This window comes from Burkholderia sp. PU8-34, assembly GCF_053427725.1.
Window position 1 is genome coordinate 265181 of sequence record NZ_JBSAXC010000005.1, and the last position, 18326, is coordinate 283506.

Here is an 18326-nt window from a genome sequence, read left to right on the forward strand (position 1 = left end):
CACGGCCTTTTGCGTCTCGAGCGGCCCGCCGGCGGCCCGCGTCACGTCCGCCTGCCCGACTCGCCGGACCCACGGCCCTGATCTTCCGCCGCCCGGCGCCGGGCGGATCATCCGATCATTCGAAATTCGTTCCCGATGTCCAATCCGTCCGCCACGTCTTCCCGCATGACCGCGCCCGAACTGCGTGCGACCACGTCGCTCGCGGCGATCTTCGCGCTGCGCATGCTCGGCCTGTTCATGATCATGCCGGTGTTCTCGGTCTACGCGAAAACCATCCCGGGCGGCGACAACGTGCTGCTCGTCGGCGTCGCGCTCGGGGCCTACGGCGTCACGCAGTCGCTGTTCTACATCTTCTACGGCTGGGCGTCCGACAAGTTCGGCCGCAAGCCGGTGATCGCGACCGGCCTCGTGATCTTCGCGATCGGCAGCTTCGTCGCCGCGTTCGCGCACGACATCACGTGGATCATCGTCGGCCGCGTGATCCAGGGGATGGGCGCCGTGTCGTCAGCCGTGCTCGCGTTCATCGCCGACCTGACCTCCGAGCAGAACCGCACGAAGGCGATGGCGATGGTCGGCGGCTCGATCGGCGTGTCGTTCGCGGTCGCGATCGTCGGCGCGCCGATCGTGTTCCACTGGGTCGGGATGAGCGGGCTGTTCGCGGTCGTCGGCGTGCTGTCGATTCTCGCGATCGGCGTCGTGCTGTGGGTCGTGCCGGATGCGGCGAAGCCCGTGCACGTGCCCGCGCCGTTCGCGGAAGTGCTGCACAACGTCGAGCTGCTGCGCCTCAACTTCGGCGTGCTCGTGCTGCATGCGACGCAGACTGCGCTGTTCCTCGTCGTGCCGCGCCTGCTCGTCGACGGCGGGCTGCCGGTCGCGTCGCACTGGAAGGTGTACCTGCCGGTGATGGGGCTCGCGTTCGTGATGATGGTGCCCGCGATCATCGTCGCGGAAAAACAGGGCAAGATGAAACCGGTGCTGCTCGGCGGCATCCTGGCTATCCTGATTGGCCAATTGCTGCTGGGCAGCGCGCCGCATACCATCCTGATTGTGGCAGCGGTGCTGTTCGTCTATTTCCTGGGATTCAACATCCTGGAGGCGTCGCAGCCGTCGCTGGTCTCGAAGCTCGCGCCGGGCTCGCGCAAGGGTGCGGCCACCGGCGTGTACAACACGACGCAATCGATCGGGCTCGCGCTCGGCGGTGTCGCGGGCGGCTGGCTGCTGAAGCACGGCGGCGCGGACACGGTCTTCTACGCGTGCTCGGGCCTCGTTGCAGCGTGGCTTATAATCGCGGCCAGCATGAAAGCGCCGCCGCGCAAGGCCTGACCCCTCATTCCGGGCACGCATCGGCAGCGCTTGCCGGGCTGCCCGGCGGGCCGGCTCGACGGTTTATGCGAGCGGCCCGGCATCGAATTTACTGGAGAAACACATGGCATCCGTCAACAAGGTCATCCTCGTCGGCAATCTCGGCGCCGATCCTGAAGTCCGTTACCTGCCGAGCGGCGACGCGGTTGCGAACATCCGTCTCGCGACGACCGACCGCTACAAGGACAAGGCGAGCGGCGACTTCAAGGAAATGACCGAGTGGCATCGCGTCGCATTCTTCGGCCGTCTCGCGGAAATCGTCAGCGAATACCTGAAGAAGGGTTCGTCGGTGTATATCGAAGGCCGCATCCGCACCCGCAAGTGGCAAGGCCAGGACGGCCAGGACCGTTACTCGACCGAAATCGTCGCCGACCAGATGCAGATGCTCGGCGGCCGTGGCGGTGCGGGCGGCGGCGGCGGTGGTGACGAAGGCGGTTACGGTGGCGGCTATGGCGGCGGCCGTGGCGAGCAGATGGAGCGCGGCGGTGGCGGCGGCGGTCGTGCCGGCGGCGCGGCGCGCGGCGGTAGCGGTGGTGCGGCGCAGAGCCGCCCGAGCGCGCCGGCCGGCGGCGGCTTCGACGAGATGGACGACGATATTCCGTTCTGAGGTCTCGTCACCGAGAGCTGTAGAGATCAACCCCGCCTTTGAGCGGGGTTTTTCTTTGCGTGTTCCGGATTCACGCCCTTGCTGGCCCGCGATCCGGGCAGGACGCGGTTGGGCCGTCGAACGCGGACGGGTTCAGGCGGACGGGTCCAGCGCCACGAGCGGCGCATGGTTTCATATGCGCCTGCAACGCACTTGCCGTCTCAAGTCCCCGGCTTTGCCGCGGGTGCCGGGACGGCGGTATTGACGACGATGACAGGCACCGTCGCCTTCTGGATGACGCTGGATGCAACGGATCCCATGATCGCCGTCATCACGGCACCGCGCCCCTTCGCCCCCAGTGCGATCACATCCGCGTTCACGTCCGACGCAACCCGTATCACCTCGCTTGCCGCATCGCCGTGCAGCCAATGCCGATGCATTTCCGCCGCGACCGGCTCGAGCACGGCCTCGGCCGTATCGAACGCGCGATCGGCTTCCTGACGGTTTTCCTCCTGGAAGTCGGCCGTATGCAGGCCTGTCCGGCCCACGACAGGCGAAACATGAACGAGATGCAGGACCAGCGGGGGCTGCAGGAGTGCGCGCTCTGCGAGTTGCTTGGCTGCGGACGTGCTCTGTGGCGAGCCATCCACTGCAAGGACGATGACGGTCACGGTGTCGCTCCTCAAGTAAAAGGAAACCTGCACAAGACCCGCTTTGGAGTCTAGTTCAGCTCGCCGGGTTCCGATGCCCGGCGCGCCCGTCGGCAATTGCACGGCTTCATGCTGGCGCACTGCATCGCAGCCGTGGAAGCCCGCCGGCGTCACGCGCCGCGGCGGCGCAGCCGCGCTGCGGAAGTTCGTCGCCGTTCGCGCGATTGCAATCGCGCCGACTGATCATTTTTGCAATCGGACGATCCGCCGTATAACCTTGCTCGTGTCCCGACGATCCGGAACACGCGATGACCGATCCGTCCGTTGCCCGTCACGCACCAGGCCATTACAGCGGCAATCCGTTGCCCGTCGATCTCGCGCTGCAGGGCGGCGGCTCGCATGGCGCGTTCACATGGGGCGTGCTCGACCGGCTGCTCGACGAAACGCGATTGCAGATCGAGGGCGTATCGGGCACGTCGGCGGGTGCGATGAACGCGGCCGTGCTGGTCAGCGGCTTCGAACATGACGGCCCGGCGGGCGCGCGCAGCGCGCTCGAGCGGTTCTGGCGGCGCGTGTCGGATGCCGCCGTTTTCAGTCCTTTCCGGCGCAGCCTGCTCGACCAGCTTTCCGGGCGATGGACGCTCGATCATTCGCCGCTCTTTCTCGCGATGGACATGATCGCGCGGCTCGTTTCACCGTACGACCTCAATCCGACCTCATTCAATCCGCTGCGCGGCATCCTGGCCGAAAGCATCGACTTCGACGCCGTGCGTGCGTCGCGCATCAGGCTGTTCGTCACGGCGACGCATGTGCGCACCGGCCAGGGCCGCGTGTTTCGCAACGCCGATCTCACGCCCGACGTGCTGCTTGCGTCGGCCTGCCTGCCGACGCTGTTCAAGGCGGTCGAGATCGACGGCGAACCCTACTGGGACGGCGGTTACGCCGGCAATCCGACGATCACGCCACTGATCCGCGAAACGCGCTCGGCCGATACGCTGCTCGTGCAGGTGAACCCCGTCGAACGGCCGGACACGCCGCGCACGGCGCGCGAGATCATCAGCCGGCTCAACGAAGTGGCGTTCAACGCGCCGTTGCTGAAGGAGTTGCGCATGATCGCGCTGCTGCACAAGGTGGCCGATCCCGGCAGCGACGAAGGGCGGCGCTGGGCCACGATGCGCATGCACCGGATCGCGAGTCCGATGATGACGTCGCTCGGCTATTCGTCGAAGCTCAATGCCGAATGGCGCTTTCTGACGATGCTGCGCGACGAAGGGCGCCGCACCGCGCAGGCGTTTCTCGACGAACACGGCGGCGCGCTCGGCGAGCGTTCGTCGCTCGATCTCGATGCGCTGCTCGACGGGATACTGCGATGAGCGGCGCCGCGCTGTCGTCGATGTCGCTGGCCGTCGGGCTCGCGGGCATGCTCGCGAGTCTCGCGCTGCTGATCTGGTTCGCCTATCGCGGCTGGAGCGTGCTGCTGCTTGCGCCGGTTGCGGCGATGCTGGCCGCGCTCGTGTCCGGCGAGCCGGTGCTCGCGCACTGGACGCAGACCTTCATGTCCAGTGCCGCGCGCTTTCTCGCGCAGTTCTTTCCGCTGTTCCTGCTCGGCGCGCTGTTCGGCAAGCTGATGGAGGACAGCGGCTCCGTCGACGCGATCGCGCAGTGCATGACCGAAAGGCTCGGACCGAAGCGCGCGATCCTTGCGGTCGTGATCGGCGGCGCGGTCGTCACATACGGCGGCGTGAGTCTGTTCGTCGCATTCTTCGTGCTCGCGCCGATGGCGCAGGCGCTGTTCCGCGCGGCGAACATTCCGCGCCGCCTGATGCCCGCCGCGATCACGCTCGGCACGTCGACGTTCACGATGTCGGCGCTGCCGGGCACGCCCGCGATCCAGAACGCGATACCGATGCCGTTCTTCGGCACGACGCCGTTCGCAGCACCGGGGCTCGGCATCATCGCGAGCATCGCGATGGTCGCGTTCGGCCTGTGGTGGCTCGCGCGCCAGGAGGCGGCGGCGCGCCGCGCGGGCGAGGGCTTCGGCGGGGCCGCCGACCTGCCCGCAAGCGGCGGCGATGCCGAACTCGTGCGCGAACGCGCGACCGTCTCGCAATCGTTCGATCCGGCCGAGATCGAGCGCGGCGAAGTCAGCGAGCGCCGGCCGCCGATCGGCATCGCGATTGCGCCGCTCGTGGTCGTCGTGTGCGCGAACTTCGCGATGAACATGATCGTGCTGCCGCATCTCGATGCGTCGTATCTTGCCGACGCGCGCTGGGGCGGCACGACGCTGTCCGCGGTGAGCGGCGTATGGGGCGTGTCGGTTGCGCTGGCGCTGGCCGTCGTGCTGCTCGTCGCGATGAATCGTGCCCGTCTCGGCAAACTGCGCGAGAGCGTCGATGCGGGGGCGAACGCGTCGGTGCTGCCGGTGCTGAGCGTCGGCAGCCTCGTGGGGTACGGCGCGGTGATCGCGGCGCTGCCGGCGTTCGACGTGGTGCGCGCGTGGGTGCTCGGCATCGGCGGTGGCCCGCTCGTGTCGCTCGCGGTTGCGACGAACCTGCTCGCGGCGCTGACGGGTTCGGCGTCAGGCGGGTTGACCATCGCGCTCGATGCGCTCGGCGGCACGTATCTGCAACTGGCCGCGCAGCATCATATCGATCCGGCGTTGCTGCATCGCGTGGCCGTGATGTCGTCGGGCACGCTCGACAGCCTGCCGCATAACGGCGCCGTCGTGACGCTGCTGTCGGTGTGCGGCACGACGCACCGGCAAAGCTATCGCGACATGGTCATGGTCGGCGTGATCGGCGCGCTGGCGGCGCTGGTCGTGGTGATCGTGCTGGGAACGGTGGCGGGGAGTTTCTAGCGGCGGACGCTGGCCACGCGCGTCCCGCATCGCGCGGCATCGCCGCCGAAATCGGTTTCATCTCTCCGGATCCATGCCGGATACCTTGCCGCCTTTTCTGATATCGATCAAAACCCCCGATCCGGAAGCCCGAAATAATTATCACGTTGTGATCTATCTGGCCGGATCGTCGTTCGTTCCTGCAAGGAACGAATTCGCCTTTGCAACGGTGATTCGACCTCCTTGAATAACCAGGGTCTGCCGACAGACCGGAAACGAGGTCCCCCAATGAGCCATTTCCTGGACCGGTTGCGCTATTTCACGACTACGAGATCCCGGTTCTCCGACGGACACGGCGCCGTCACCGACGAGGACCGGAAATGGGAAGACGGCTATCGGAAACGGTGGCAGCACGACAAGATCGTCCGGTCGACCCATGGCGTGAATTGCACGGGCTCATGCTCGTGGAAAGTCTACGTGAAGGGCGGCATCGTCACGTGGGAGACCCAGCAGACCGACTATCCGCGCACGCGTGCCGACATGCCGAACCATGAGCCGCGTGGCTGCTCGCGCGGCGCGTCGTATTCGTGGTACCTGTACAGCGCGAACCGTCTCAAGTATCCGCTCGTGCGCAGCGCGCTCGTGAAGCTGTGGCGCGAGCGCCGCAAGACACTCGCGCCGGTCGACGCGTGGCGCGCGATTGTCGGGGACGACGAAGCACGGCGCGCGTACCAGGGCCGGCGCGGCCTCGGCGGGTTCGTGCGCGCGAATTGGGACGAGGTCAACGAGATCGTCGCCGCGGCCAACGTCTACACGGTGAAGCAGCACGGCCCCGATCGCGTGGTCGGCTTCTCGCCGATCCCGGCGATGTCGATGGTGTCGTACGCGGCGGGCTCGCGCTATCTGTCGCTGATCGGCGGCGTGTGCCTCAGCTTCTACGACTGGTATTGCGACCTGCCGCCCGCGTCGCCGCAGACCTGGGGCGAGCAGACCGACGTGCCCGAATCGGCCGACTGGTACAACTCGACGTTCATCATGATGTGGGGCTCCAACGTCCCGCAGACCCGCACGCCGGACGCGCACTTCCTCGTCGAGGCGCGCTATCGCGGCACGAAGGTCGTGTCGGTGTTTCCCGATTACTCGGAAGGCGCGAAATTCGGCGACTTGTGGCTGCATCCGAAGCAGGGCACAGACGCGGCGCTTGCGCTCGCGATGGGGCACGTGATCCTGAAGGAATACCATCTCGCCGGGAAGAGCGACTACTTCGTTGACTACTGCAAGCGCTACACGGACATGCCGTGTCTCGTGCGGCTCGTGCCGCACGGCGACGGCTACGTGCCGGAGCGGCTCGTGCGCGCGTCGGACTTCGACGATGCGCTCGGCGAAGCCGCGCATCCGGAATGGAAGAGCGTGATGATCGACGACGCGACCGGCGAATTCGTCGTGCCGGTCGGCTCGGTCGGCTTCCGCTGGGGGCAGCAGGACAAGGAGGGCGCGGGTGACAAGGGCAAGTGGAACCTGCGCGCGGAAACGTCGAAAGGCGCGGCGCTGGCGCCGCGGCTGACGTGCACGGCCGCGCATGATGACGTGGTCGACGTGCTGTTCCCGTATTTCGGCAACCAGCCGCACGCGCACTTCAATCACACGCCGCACCAGTCGGCGCTGTCGCGCCGCATCGGCGTGCGCCGTGTCGCGACGCGCGACGGCGAGATGCTGGTCGCCACCGTCTACGACCTGTTCGTCGCGAACTACGGGCTCGACCAGGGCCTCGGCGGCCGCGACGTTGCGACGAGCTACGACGACGATCTGCCGTACACGCCCGCGTGGCAGGAAGCGATCACCGGCGTGAAGCGCGCCGACGTGATCGCGGTCGCGCGGCAGTTCGCGGAGAATGCGCACAAGACGCAAGGCAAGTCGATGGTGATCATCGGCGCGGGGATCAACCACTGGTTCCACATGGACATGTCGTACCGCGCGATCATCAACATGCTGATCATGTGCGGCTGCGTCGGCAAGCCGGGCGGCGGCTGGTCGCACTACGTCGGGCAGGAGAAGCTGCGGCCTCAGACGGGCTGGACCGCGCTCGCGTTCGCGCTCGACTGGAACCGTCCGCCGCGGCACATGAACGCGACGTCGTTCTTCTATGCGCACACCGACCAGTGGCGTTACGACACGATGGACCCGAGCGCGCTGCTGTCGCCGCTCGCCGACAAGACGCAATTCCACGGTTCGCCGATCGACTACAACGTGCGCGCGGAGCGGATGGGCTGGCTGCCTTCCGCGCCGCAGCTCGGCACGAACCCGCTGCAGGTCGGCGCGCAGCTTGCCGACCCCGCGCGCGCGGGCGCCGAGCTCGCGCAGCAGCTGAAGTCGGGCACGCTGAAGATGGCGTGCGAGGACCCCGACGCGCCCGAGAACTTCCCGCGCAACCTGTTCGTGTGGCGCTCGAACCTGCTCGGCTCGTCCGGCAAGGGCCACGAATATTTCCTGAAGCACCTGCTCGGCACGACGCACGGCGTGCAGGGCGAGGATCTCGGCGCGACGGGCGGCCCGCGTCCCGAAGAGGTGACGTGGCGTGACGACGCGCCGCGCGGCAAGCTCGACCTGCTCGTCACGCTCGACTTCCGGATGTCGACGACCTGCATGTACTCGGACGTCGTGCTGCCGACCGCGACGTGGTACGAGAAGGACGACATGAACACGTCCGACATGCATCCGTTCATCCATCCGCTGTCGGCGGCGGTCGATCCGGCGTGGCAGTCGAAGAGCGACTGGGAAATCTTCAAGGGGATCGCGAGGCGTTTCTCCGAACTGTGCGAAGGGCACCTCGGCGTCGAGCGCGACGTCGTGCTCGCGCCGATCGCGCACGACACGCCGGCAGAACTCGCGCAGCCGTTCGACGTGCGCGACTGGAAGCGCGGCGAGTGCGATGCGGTTCCCGGCCGCACGATGCCGGCGGTGACGGTGGTCGAGCGCGACTATCCGAACACGTACCGCCGCTTCACGTCGCTCGGGCCGCTGATGGACAAGCTCGGCAACAGCGGCAAGGGGATCGGCTGGGACACGAAGGATGAAGTGAAGCTGCTCGGCGAGCTCAACTATCGCGTGAGCGAAGCCGGCGCGACGCAGGGCCGGCCGCGCATCGACACCGCGCTCGATGCGGCCGAGGTGATCCTGTCGCTCGCGCCGGAAACCAACGGCGAAGTGGCGGTGAAGGCGTGGCGCGCGCTGTCGGGGATCACGGGCATCGACCATACGCATCTCGCCGCGGCGCGCGCCGACGAGAAGATCCGCTTCCGCGACATCCAGGCGCAGCCGCGCAAGATCATCTCGTCGCCGACATGGAGCGGGATCGAATCGGAGCACGTGTCGTACAACGCGGGCTACGTGAACGTGCACGAACTCGTGCCGTGGCGCACGCTGACTGGCCGTCAGCAGCTCTACCAGGACCATGCGTGGATGCGCGCGTTCGGCGAAGCGCTGTGCGTGTACAAGCCGCCGATCGATACCGGCAGCTACGCGCACATGGTCGGCAAGCGCTCGAACGGCAACCCGGAACGCGTGCTCAACTTCCTCACGCCGCACCAGAAGTGGGGGATCCACAGCACGTACACGGACAACCTGCTGATGCTGACGCTGTCGCGCGGCGGCCCGATCGTGTGGATGTCGGAGGACGACGCGAAGGCGATCGGCGTTGCCGACAACGACTGGATCGAATGCTTCAACTCGAACGGCGCGCTGTGCGCGCGGGCGGTCGTGAGCCAGCGGATCCCGGCCGGGATGGTGATGATGTATCACGCGCAGGAGAAGATCGTGAACACTCCGGGCTCGGAAATCACCGGCACGCGCGGCGGCATCCACAACTCGGTGACGCGCATCGCGCTGAAGCCGACGCACATGATCGGCGGCTATGCGCAGCTGTCGTACGGCTTCAACTACTACGGGACGGTCGGCTCGAATCGCGACGAGTTCCTGGTCGTGCGCAGGATGAACAAGATCGACTGGCTCGACGGGGAAGAGGCCGGAGCCGCCACTCAACATGTTCGCGCGGGAGAAACGTCATGAAGGTACGCGCACAGATCGCGATGGTGCTGAACCTCGACAAGTGCATCGGCTGCCATACCTGCTCGGTGACCTGCAAGAACGTGTGGACGAGCCGCGACGGGATGGAATACGCGTGGTTCAACAACGTCGAGACGAAGCCGGGCATCGGCTATCCGAAGGACTGGGAGAACCAGGAGCGCTGGCGCGGCGGCTGGAAGCGGCGTGCGGACGGCAGGATCGAGCCGCGCCTCGGCAGCAAGTGGCGACTGCTTGCGCAGATCTTCGCGAACCCGCATCTGCCCGAGATCGACGACTACTACGAGCCGTTCACGTTCGACTACGCGCACCTGCAGGAAGCGGGCGACGCGCGGGCGATGCCGGTCGCGCGGCCGCGCTCGCTGGTGAGCGGCCAGCGGCTCGAGAAGATCGAATGGGGCCCGAATTGGGAAGAGATCCTCGGCGGCGAGTTCGAGAAGCGCGCGAAGGACTACAACTTCGAGAGCGTGCAGAAGGAGATCTACGGGCAGTTCGAGAACACCTTCATGATGTATCTGCCGCGCCTGTGCGAGCACTGCCTGAACCCGGCGTGCGTCGCGTCGTGTCCGTCGGGCTCGATCTACAAGCGCGAGGAGGACGGCATCGTGCTGATCGACCAGGACAAGTGCCGCGGCTGGCGGATGTGCGTGTCGGGGTGTCCGTACAAGAAGATCTATTACAACTGGCAGAGCGGCAAGGCGGAGAAGTGCATCTTCTGCTATCCGCGCATCGAAGCCGGCCAGCCGACCGTGTGCTCGGAAACCTGCGTCGGCCGCATCCGCTACCTCGGCGTGCTGCTGTACGACGCGGACCGGATCGGCGAGGCCGCCAGCGTCGAGAACGAAGCCGATCTGTATGAAGCGCAACTGTCGCTGTTCCTCGATCCGCACGATCCCGCGGTGATCGCGCAGGCGGAACGCGACGGCGTGCCGGCCGCGTGGCTCGATGCCGCGCAGCGTTCGCCGACGTACAAGATGGCGATCGGCTGGAAGATCGCGTTCCCGCTGCATCCGGAATACCGGACGCTGCCGATGGTCTGGTACGTGCCGCCGCTGTCGCCGATCAACGCAGCCGCGAACAGCGGCACGCTCGGGATGAACGGCTTCCTGCCGGATGTCGAGTCGCTGCGGATTCCGCTGCGCTATCTCGCGAACCTGCTGACGGCGGGCGACGAGGTGCCGGTGAAGCTCGCGCTCGAACGGCTGCTCGCGATGCGCGCGTTCATGCGCGCGCGCCACGTCGACGGCATCGATGCGCTGGGGGTGCTGCGTCAGGTCGGCCTGTCGCTCGAGCAGGTCGAGGAGATGTACCGGTATCTCGCGATCGCGAACTACGAGGATCGCTTCGTGATCCCGACGACGCACCGCGAATACGCGGAGGACGCGTACGACCTGCGCGCGTCATGCGGCTTCTCGTTCGGCAACGGCTGCTCGGACGGCCGTTCGGAGGCGAGCCTGTTCAGCCCGAGGAAGGGCGCGAAGACGATTCCGATCCGGGAGGCATCCTGATGAACGCGGCACCCGATCCGACCTATGCGGCATTCGCCGCGCTGCTCGAATACCCCGACGACACGCTGCTCGACGCGCTCGATTCGATCGACGCGCACGTGCGTGACCACGTGCGCCTGCCGAAGCCGGTGCGCGTGGGGCTCGAGCGTTTCTTCGCCTACCTGCGCGAGCGCGACCTGCTGACGTTGCAGGAAAACTACGTCGCGCTGTTCGATCGCGGCCGCGCGACGTCGCTGCACCTGTTCGAGCACGTGCACGGCGAATCGCGCGACCGCGGCCAGGCGATGGTCGACCTGCTGCAGATGTACGAGCGGCACGGCCTGTACCTGAAGCCCGGCGAGCTGCCCGATCACCTGCCGGCGTTTCTCGAGTACCTGTCGCGGCTGCCCGCGCCCGACGCGCGCAGCCTGCTCGGCGAGACGGGCGAGATCCTGCGCGCGCTCGCCGCACAGCTCGCGAAGCGCGGCAGCCACTACGGTTTCGTCGTCGGCGCGCTGCTGCCGCTCGCGGGCATTGCACCGATCGATGCGCCGTCGGAGCCGGACGACGACGCGGCGGCCGAACGGCCGAGCGCCGCCGACTACCGCGCACTCGACGCCGCGTACGCGGACGAGGCGGTGCGCTTCGTCGGCGCGGCCACTCCTGCGCCCGCCGAGGAGCCCGTGCGCTTCTACGACCAACGGCCTGCGCGGCGCGCATAGGCGTATCGGCCCTACAGGCGAAGGAAAGGGAAAGCCATGAACGATTACCTGCATCAATTCCTGTTCGGAATCTATCCGTACATCTGTGTCGCGGTGCTGCTGGTCGGCAGCCTGATCCGCTTCGACCGCGAGCAGTACACGTGGAAGAGCGATTCGTCGCAACTGCTGCGGCACGGTGCGCTCAGGCTCGGCAGCAACCTGTTCCACTGGGGCGTGCTCGTCGTCGTGCTCGGGCACTTCGCGGGCTTTCTCGCGCCGCACTGGCTCGTGTCGCCGTTCCTGTCGGCGTCGGGCCACCAGCTCGTCGCGATGGTCGCGGGCGGCGCGGCCGGCGTCGCGTCGATCATCGGCCTGACGATCCTGATCGCACGGCGGCTCGGCGACGCGCGCATCCGTCGCAACAGCCGCAAGTCGGACATCCTGATCGTGCTGATGCTGTGGGTGCAGCTCGCGCTCGGGCTCGGCACCGTCGTGCTGTCGACGCGCCACATGGACGGCGCGATGTTCGAGCAGCTCACCGGCTACGTGAAGGGTGTCGTCACGTTCCGGCCCGACATCGCGAGCCTGCTCGTCGGCGTGCCGCTGACTTACCGCCTGCATATCCTGCTCGGCTTCACGATCTTCCTCGTGTCGCCGTTCACACGGATGGTGCATGTCTGGAGCGGGATCGCGTCGGTCGCGTACCTGATCCGGCCGTATCAGCTCGTGCGCAAGCGCTGAGGAGGATGCATGAACAGCCAACACGCTCACGTTCGTTCGCTGTCCCCCGAGTGGGCGAATGCCGTCCCACGGCCGGCTTTGCAAAGCCGGCCGGCTGCGCGGGCGCGGAGCAGTGCTCCGCGAATTCCCCGCTACGCCCTTGGGGCGGCCCGGCGGGAGGCAGCATGAACGCCATACCGGAAGCCCTGTCCGCACCGCTCAGCGTGAACGGCGTCGCGATCGGCGACGAGGTGATCGCGGCCGAGTGTGCGCATCACGACGACGCGGCGGATCCGCATGACGCCGCGCGGCGCGCGCTCGTCGTGCGCGAGCTGCTGCGCCAGCGTGCAGTCGCGCTTGCGCTGATTGCCGATGGCGTGCCGCTCGACGACGCGGCGCTCGACGCGCTGCTCGAACGCGAACTCACGCACGTGCCGCAACCGGATCGATCGGACTGCGAACGTTATTACGTACAGCATCCGGCGCGATTCCGCCGCAACGACATCGTGTACGCGAGCCACATCCTGTTCGCGGTGACCGACCGGGTGCCGCTCGCACCGCTGCGCAGCCGCGCGGAAGCGGCGCTGGCCGGCGTGCTCGCCGCGCCCGACACGTTCGAAGCAGTCGCGCGCGCGTCGTCGAACTGTCCGTCGGCGGCGCTCGGCGGCAGCCTCGGGCAATTGCTGCGCGGCGACACGGTGCGCGAATTCGAAACGGCGCTGTTCGACTCGGACGCGCTCGGCGTGCTGCCGCGTCTCGTCAACACGCGCTACGGTTTTCACATCGTGCGCATCGAGCAGCGCGTGGCCGGCGAGCCTGTGCCGTTCGACGAGGTCGAAGCGCGGATTGCCGCGTTCCTCGCGGAACGGGTGCGGCGCAACGCGATGCGGCAGTACGTGGCGATTCTCGCGGGCAATGCGCGCGTCGAAGGCATCGCGCTCGATGGCGCGAACGGGCCGCTCGTTCAATGAAACGGAGTGTGAGGCATGGCAACTAGTGATACCGGTACGCTCGCGAACGCGCAGGCGGTGCCGCTGCGCGCATGGTCGGTGCTCGCCGCGAGCACGCTCGCGTTCATGGTGTGCTTCGTCGTCTGGATGATGTTCGGCGTGCTCGGCGTGCAGCTGCGCACCGATCTCGGCCTGAACGGCACGGAGTTCGGGCTGCTCACGTCGACGCCGGTGCTCACCGGCGCGCTGATGCGCCTGCCGCTCGGCACGTGGACCGACCGCTTCGGCGGACGCATCGTGATGACGGTGCTGCTCGTCGTCTGCGCGGTGCCCGTGTACATCGTCAGCTACGCGACCCAGCTCTGGCAGTTCCTCGTGATCGGCCTGTTCCTCGGCTGCGTCGGCGCGTCGTTCGCGGTCGGCACGCCGTACGTCGCGCGCTTCTTCCCGCCGCAGCGGCGCGGCTTCGCGATGGGCGTGTTCGGCGCGGGCACGGCCGGCGCCGCGGTCAACCTGTTCGTCACGCCGCTGCTGCTGTCCGCGTACGGCTGGCGTTTCGTGCCGCGTGTGTACGCGGTCGCGCTGCTCGTCACCGCGGCGATCTTCTGGTTCGCGTCGGCGCCCGATCCGGGCGCCGGCAAGCGGGGCGGCTCGTGGCTCGATGCGTTCAAGGTGCTGCGCGATCCGCGCGTGTGGCGGCTGTGCCAGTACTACTCGATCACGTTCGGCGGCTTCACCGCGCTGTCGCTGTGGATTCCGCAGTACCTGAAAGCCGAATACGGGATGTCGCTCGTCGCGGCGTCGGCGTTCGCCGCCGGCTTCTCGCTGCCGGGCTCGGTGCTGCGCGCGCTCGGCGGCGCGCTTGCCGACCGCTTCGGCGCGCACGCGGTCACGTGGTGGGGCCTGTGGGTCGCGTGGATCAGCCTGTTCCTGCTGTCGTATCCGGCCACCGACTTCGTGATCCACACGATCGACGGCACCGCGTCGCTGCACATGTCGATGCCGATTGCGGGCTTCGTTGCGCTGACCTTCGTGCTCGGCGCGGTGTTCGCACTCGGGATGGCGTCCACCTTCAAGTATGTCGCCGACGATTTCCCGGACAACATGGGTGTCGTGACCGGCATCGTCGGGCTGGCGGGCGGACTCGGCGGGTTCCTGCTGCCGATCCTGTTCGGCATGCTGCTCGACCTGCTGCGCGTGCGGACCACCTGCTTCATGTTCCTGTACGGGATCGTGTGGGTGTCTCTGATCCTGATCTATTTGTCGGAGGTGCGGCGCAAGCCGATCGTCGCGTGATGGGGGTGACGGTGACGGGTGACGGGTGACGGGCGACCGTTGCGCATTGCGGGGTCGCATCCGTTGCCCGGCGTCGGACGGCGGCCCGCGGCTCGCTTCGTTGTTGTTGCGCAAAGTCACGCAACTGCAATATTGACTCGGCTATGCTGCTCTTTTTCCGGCGCTTCGGGCAAGAGGGAACCATGCGGCGTGTCGTGTTCAACCAGAAGGGCGGCGTAGGCAAATCGACGATCGTCTGCAATCTCGCGGCGGTCAGCGCGAGCGAAGGGTTGCGCACGCTCGTGATCGACCTCGACGCGCAGATGAATTCGACTCAGTACCTGCTCGGCGAGCGCGCCGCGCAAGCCGCGCCGGGCGTCGCCGATTTCTTCGAAACCGCGCTGACGTTCAACTTCCGGCCGGTCGACATCACGTCGTACATCCATCCGACCCCGTTCGAGAACCTCGACGTGATGCCTGCGCATCCGGATCTCGATACGCTGCACGGCAAGCTAGAGTCGCGCTACAAGATCTACAAGCTGCGCGACGCGCTGAACGAGCTCGACACGTACGACGCCGTCTATATCGACACCCCGCCCGCGCTGAACTTCTATACGCGTTCCGCGCTGATCGCGGTCGAGCGCTGCCTGATCCCGTTCGACTGCGACGACTTCTCGCGCCGAGCGCTGTACACGCTGCTCGAGAACGTGAAGGAGATCCAGCAGGATCACAACGCGGCGCTCGAGGTCGAAGGGATCGTGATCAACCAGTTCCAGCCGCGTGCGAGCCTGCCGCAGCGGCTCGTCGACGAACTCGTCGGCGAAGGGCTGCCGGTGCTCGCGTCGCGGCTGTCGTCGTCCGTGAAGATCCGCGAGTCGCATCAGCAGGCGACCCCTGTGATTCATCTCGAGCCGGGCCACAAGCTCGCGCAGGAATTCCGCGCGCTGCATCAGGAACTGGCCGGCTGACCCTCATTCTTGCTGGCCGCGCGGCATCCGGGCCCGCGCGATTCTCCCTCCCATAGCTCGTTCTTTTCGGGTCGATACAGCTGGCCTTATTCCATTGCTTGACAAGCAATTCTGAAATGGTTTTCTGAGTAAATATGAAAACGATTTCGAATGGCTCGTTCGCCAATGAATGTTCGCTATTTTCCAATAATCGCAATAAAGGTCACGTAAATTTTGCCTTCCGATACGGTGGCTTGCCGGGGATGTGTGTAAAATTTCCGTAAAAACAACATGTTGTAATGTGTCCCTGAAAGAATGTGACCGCCGCTGATGAAGAATTGAGGGTGCGAGCGGGGTTAGGGTTTATACCGAGTATTAATGCCATTTAATTGACAATTAATCGGTCTAGAATGGGTGCTCTAAACTTTTCGCATTCAATGAAATGTGTGCGATAAATAAGAGGCCGAACGAATCGTTCGACTTCCGTTTTTCTTACATGATCTCTCGCATTGCTAACAGGAGCGTGCCCGATGTCCGTTTTCGCCCCCGAGAAATTCATTGCTGATTACCAGTCCGGCGTGACCGCGTTGTTCGCGGCCACCCAACCGGCGCTCCGCGGCTTGGAGGCCGTGGTCGAGCTCAACGTGCAGGCGACGAAGGCGGCCCTCGCCGAATACGAAGACCACCTGAAGGGTGCGTTCAACGGCAGCAACCCGGCGGACTTCTTCACGCGCCAGCTCGGCGCGACGCAGCAGGCGGCCGGCAAGGCGGCGTCGTACAGCCGTCACCTGTTCGACATCGCGACGGCGACGCAGGCCGAGTTCGCGAAGGCCGCGCAGGCGCAGTACGAGCAGGCCGACAAGCGCGTGAAGGACGCGCTCGGCGAATTCTCGAAGCACGCGCCGGCCGGCACGGCGCCGGTCGTCGCCGCGCTGAACTCGGCGCTGTCGGCGGCGAGCGCGGCGGCCGAAACGGTGCGCGCCGCCACGGGCCAGGTGATCGAGGCCGCGCAAAGCGGCTTCGACGCGGTCGGCGCGGCGGCAGGCGCCGCGAAGCCGGCGAACGGCGGGCGCAAGGACAAGGAAGCGGCTGCGCGCGAATCGGCAGCGTAATGGCATGTGCGTGTCGCGCATGTGCGCGACACGCCGGGCAGCATTCTTGCCGCCGGACGCCGCGTGTGCCACGCGGCGGGCGGTGGCCATATTCTTCGACTGCCGTGCGCTGCCGTGCGTCGCAGTGGCTGCGAGGGCATGCGGCAGGCATGCGCACGGCTCGCACGCCAGCGAGCCAGCGGCCATGTCGAGCCGCACGCGCAGTGCGCGGCATCCCGCGCCGGACCGGCGCGAGCCGGTGGCGGCAAAGCAACGTGACTCGGATTCAGGAACTGAACATGACGGACGTAGTGATCGTATCGGCCGCGCGGACCGCGGTCGGCAAATTCGGCGGCTCGCTTGCGAAGATCGCGGCGCCGGAGTTGGGCGCGACGGTGATTCGCGCGGTGCTGGAGCGTGCCGGCGTGAAGCCGGAGCAGGTGAGCGAAGTGATCATGGGCCAGGTGCTGGCGGCCGGCTCGGGCCAGAACCCCGCGCGTCAGTCGCTGATCAAGGCCGGGCTGCCGAGCGCGGTGCCGGGGATGACGATCAACAAGGTGTGCGGCTCGGGCCTGAAGGCGGTGATGCTGGCGGCGAACGCGATCGTGGCGGGCGACGCGGACATCGTGATCGCGGGCGGGCAGGAGAACATGAGCGCGGCACCGCACGTGCTGCCGGGCTCGCGCGACGGCTTCCGGATGGGTGACGCGAAGCTGGTCGACACGATGATCGTCGACGGCCTGTGGGACGTGTACAACCAGTACCACATGGGCATCACGGCGGAGAACGTCGCGAAGGAATACGGGATCACGCGCGAAGAGCAGGACGCATTCGCGGCGCTATCGCAGAACAAGGCGGAAGCCGCGCAGAAGGCGGGCCGCTTCGACGACGAGATCGTGCCGGTGTCGATCCCGCAACGCAAGGGCGAGCCGCTGCAGTTCGCGACCGATGAATTCGTGCGCCATGGCGTGACGGCGGACGCGCTGGCGGGGCTGAAGCCGGCGTTCACGAAGGACGGCACGGTGACGGCGGCGAACGCGTCGGGTCTGAACGACGGCGCGGCGGCGGTGCTGGTGATGTCGGCGCAGAAGGCGGCGGCACTCGGCCTGACGCCGCTCGCGCGGATCAAGGCGTACGCGAACGCAGGCGTCGACCCGAGCGTGATGGGGATGGGCCCGGTGCCGGCGTCGCGCCGTTGCCTGGAGCGCGCGGGATGGACGCCGGGCGACCTGGACCTGATGGAGATCAACGAGGCGTTCGCGGCGCAGGCGCTGGCGGTGCACAAGCAGATGGGCTGGGACACGTCGAAGGTGAACGTGAACGGCGGGGCGATCGCGATCGGCCACCCGATCGGCGCGTCGGGCTGCCGGATCCTGGTGACGCTGCTGCACGAAATGCAGAAGCGCGATGCGAAGCGCGGCCTGGCGTCGCTGTGCATCGGCGGCGGGATGGGCGTCGCGCTCGCGGTCGAACGCGACTGAAGATTTGAACCCCACGGCGCGCAGGCAGGCAGTCGCCCGCCCGCGCGCCAGATGTTTTTCGCGCCGGACAAGTCGTACACAACACGTCGCGCGAGTGTGCGATGCGCGTGCCGCGCCGGTTGGCCAGACCAGGCCGGCGGCGCATCGAAGCGGTGTGAAC

The 18326-nt window shown here is 66.9% G+C and carries 14 protein-coding genes; 13 read left to right on the forward strand and 1 reads right to left on the reverse strand.

What is annotated here, in order from left to right:
- Nucleotides 1-135 precede the first annotated feature (135 nt).
- Entirely contained in the window at nt 136-1323 is a 1188-nt protein-coding gene (locus tag ACV22Z_RS15235) for an MFS transporter (protein WP_448077123.1), read from the forward strand.
- Nucleotides 1324-1426: 103 nt separating this feature from the next.
- A complete protein-coding gene (locus tag ACV22Z_RS15240) occupies nt 1427-1969 on the forward strand; it encodes a single-stranded DNA-binding protein (RefSeq protein ID WP_448077124.1) in 543 nt (180 codons plus the stop codon).
- 200 nt (nt 1970-2169) lie between these two features.
- Here the strand turns inward: ACV22Z_RS15240 and ACV22Z_RS15245 are convergent, their stop codons facing one another.
- Nucleotides 2170-2619 carry a universal stress protein gene (locus tag ACV22Z_RS15245; protein ID WP_448077125.1) on the reverse strand — a complete coding sequence of 150 codons (450 nt, stop codon included), beginning with the start codon at nt 2617-2619 and terminating at the stop codon, nt 2170-2172.
- A 287-nt stretch (nt 2620-2906) separates the two neighbouring features.
- On the opposite strand from ACV22Z_RS15245, the gene ACV22Z_RS15250 reads away from it, so the two are divergent.
- From ACV22Z_RS15250 to ACV22Z_RS15300, 11 genes are all read left to right on the forward strand, one after another.
- Nucleotides 2907-3971, forward strand: coding sequence for a patatin-like phospholipase family protein (locus ACV22Z_RS15250; protein WP_448077126.1), 1065 nt, complete (start codon nt 2907-2909; stop codon nt 3969-3971).
- The gene (locus ACV22Z_RS15255; protein WP_448077127.1) at nt 3968-5455 is read left to right on the forward strand and encodes a GntP family permease; all 1488 of its coding nucleotides are present in this window, start codon (nt 3968-3970) and stop codon (nt 5453-5455) included. The genes ACV22Z_RS15250 and ACV22Z_RS15255 overlap by 4 nt, the downstream gene beginning before the upstream one ends.
- A 267-nt stretch (nt 5456-5722) precedes the next feature.
- Nucleotides 5723-9499 (forward strand): nitrate reductase subunit alpha, encoded by a 3777-nt coding sequence (locus ACV22Z_RS15260; protein ID WP_448077128.1) that lies wholly within the window; start codon nt 5723-5725, stop codon nt 9497-9499.
- Nucleotides 9496-11022 (forward strand): nitrate reductase subunit beta, encoded by a 1527-nt coding sequence (gene narH / locus ACV22Z_RS15265; RefSeq protein WP_448077129.1) that lies wholly within the window; start codon nt 9496-9498, stop codon nt 11020-11022. The genes ACV22Z_RS15260 and narH overlap by 4 nt, the downstream gene beginning before the upstream one ends.
- Complete coding sequence (gene narJ, locus ACV22Z_RS15270) at nt 11022-11723, forward strand: nitrate reductase molybdenum cofactor assembly chaperone (RefSeq protein WP_448077130.1); 702 nt, start codon at nt 11022-11024, stop codon at nt 11721-11723. The genes narH and narJ overlap by 1 nt, the downstream gene beginning before the upstream one ends.
- Before the next feature lie 36 nt (nt 11724-11759).
- Entirely contained in the window at nt 11760-12443 is a 684-nt protein-coding gene (gene narI, locus ACV22Z_RS15275) for a respiratory nitrate reductase subunit gamma (RefSeq protein ID WP_448077131.1), read from the forward strand.
- A gap of 164 nt (nt 12444-12607) precedes the next feature.
- A complete protein-coding gene (locus ACV22Z_RS15280) occupies nt 12608-13393 on the forward strand; it encodes a peptidylprolyl isomerase (RefSeq protein WP_448077132.1) in 786 nt (261 codons plus the stop codon).
- Between the two features lie 15 nt (nt 13394-13408).
- On the forward strand, nt 13409-14668 hold the full coding sequence (locus tag ACV22Z_RS15285; RefSeq protein ID WP_448077133.1) for an MFS transporter: 1260 nt from the start codon (nt 13409-13411) through the stop codon (nt 14666-14668).
- Nucleotides 14669-14850: 182 nt separating this feature from the next.
- Entirely contained in the window at nt 14851-15615 is a 765-nt protein-coding gene (locus tag ACV22Z_RS15290) for a ParA family protein (protein ID WP_448077134.1), read from the forward strand.
- Between the two features lie 509 nt (nt 15616-16124).
- Entirely contained in the window at nt 16125-16706 is a 582-nt protein-coding gene (gene phaP, locus ACV22Z_RS15295) for a TIGR01841 family phasin (RefSeq protein ID WP_448077135.1), read from the forward strand.
- 278 nt (nt 16707-16984) lie between these two features.
- Complete coding sequence (locus ACV22Z_RS15300; RefSeq protein ID WP_448077136.1) at nt 16985-18166, forward strand: acetyl-CoA C-acetyltransferase; 1182 nt, start codon at nt 16985-16987, stop codon at nt 18164-18166.
- The last annotated feature ends 160 nt before the right edge of the window (nt 18167-18326 follow it).

Excerpts from the sequence above, each read along its gene's own strand:
- ACV22Z_RS15235 (WP_448077123.1), top strand. The coding sequence starts at position 136 with ATGTCCAATCCGTCCGCCACGTCTTCCCGCATGACCGCGCCCGAACTG.
- ACV22Z_RS15240 (WP_448077124.1), top strand. The coding sequence starts at position 1,427 with ATGGCATCCGTCAACAAGGTCATCCTCGTCGGCAATCTCGGCGCCGAT.
- ACV22Z_RS15250 (WP_448077126.1), top strand. The coding sequence starts at position 2,907 with ATGACCGATCCGTCCGTTGCCCGTCACGCACCAGGCCATTACAGCGGC.
- ACV22Z_RS15255 (WP_448077127.1), top strand. The coding sequence starts at position 3,968 with ATGAGCGGCGCCGCGCTGTCGTCGATGTCGCTGGCCGTCGGGCTCGCG.
- ACV22Z_RS15260 (WP_448077128.1), top strand. The coding sequence starts at position 5,723 with ATGAGCCATTTCCTGGACCGGTTGCGCTATTTCACGACTACGAGATCC.
- narH (WP_448077129.1), top strand. The coding sequence starts at position 9,496 with ATGAAGGTACGCGCACAGATCGCGATGGTGCTGAACCTCGACAAGTGC.
- narJ (WP_448077130.1), top strand. The coding sequence starts at position 11,022 with ATGAACGCGGCACCCGATCCGACCTATGCGGCATTCGCCGCGCTGCTC.
- narI (WP_448077131.1), top strand. The coding sequence starts at position 11,760 with ATGAACGATTACCTGCATCAATTCCTGTTCGGAATCTATCCGTACATC.
- ACV22Z_RS15280 (WP_448077132.1), top strand. The coding sequence starts at position 12,608 with ATGAACGCCATACCGGAAGCCCTGTCCGCACCGCTCAGCGTGAACGGC.
- ACV22Z_RS15285 (WP_448077133.1), top strand. The coding sequence starts at position 13,409 with ATGGCAACTAGTGATACCGGTACGCTCGCGAACGCGCAGGCGGTGCCG.
- ACV22Z_RS15290 (WP_448077134.1), top strand. The coding sequence starts at position 14,851 with ATGCGGCGTGTCGTGTTCAACCAGAAGGGCGGCGTAGGCAAATCGACG.
- phaP (WP_448077135.1), top strand. The coding sequence starts at position 16,125 with ATGTCCGTTTTCGCCCCCGAGAAATTCATTGCTGATTACCAGTCCGGC.
- ACV22Z_RS15300 (WP_448077136.1), top strand. The coding sequence starts at position 16,985 with ATGACGGACGTAGTGATCGTATCGGCCGCGCGGACCGCGGTCGGCAAA.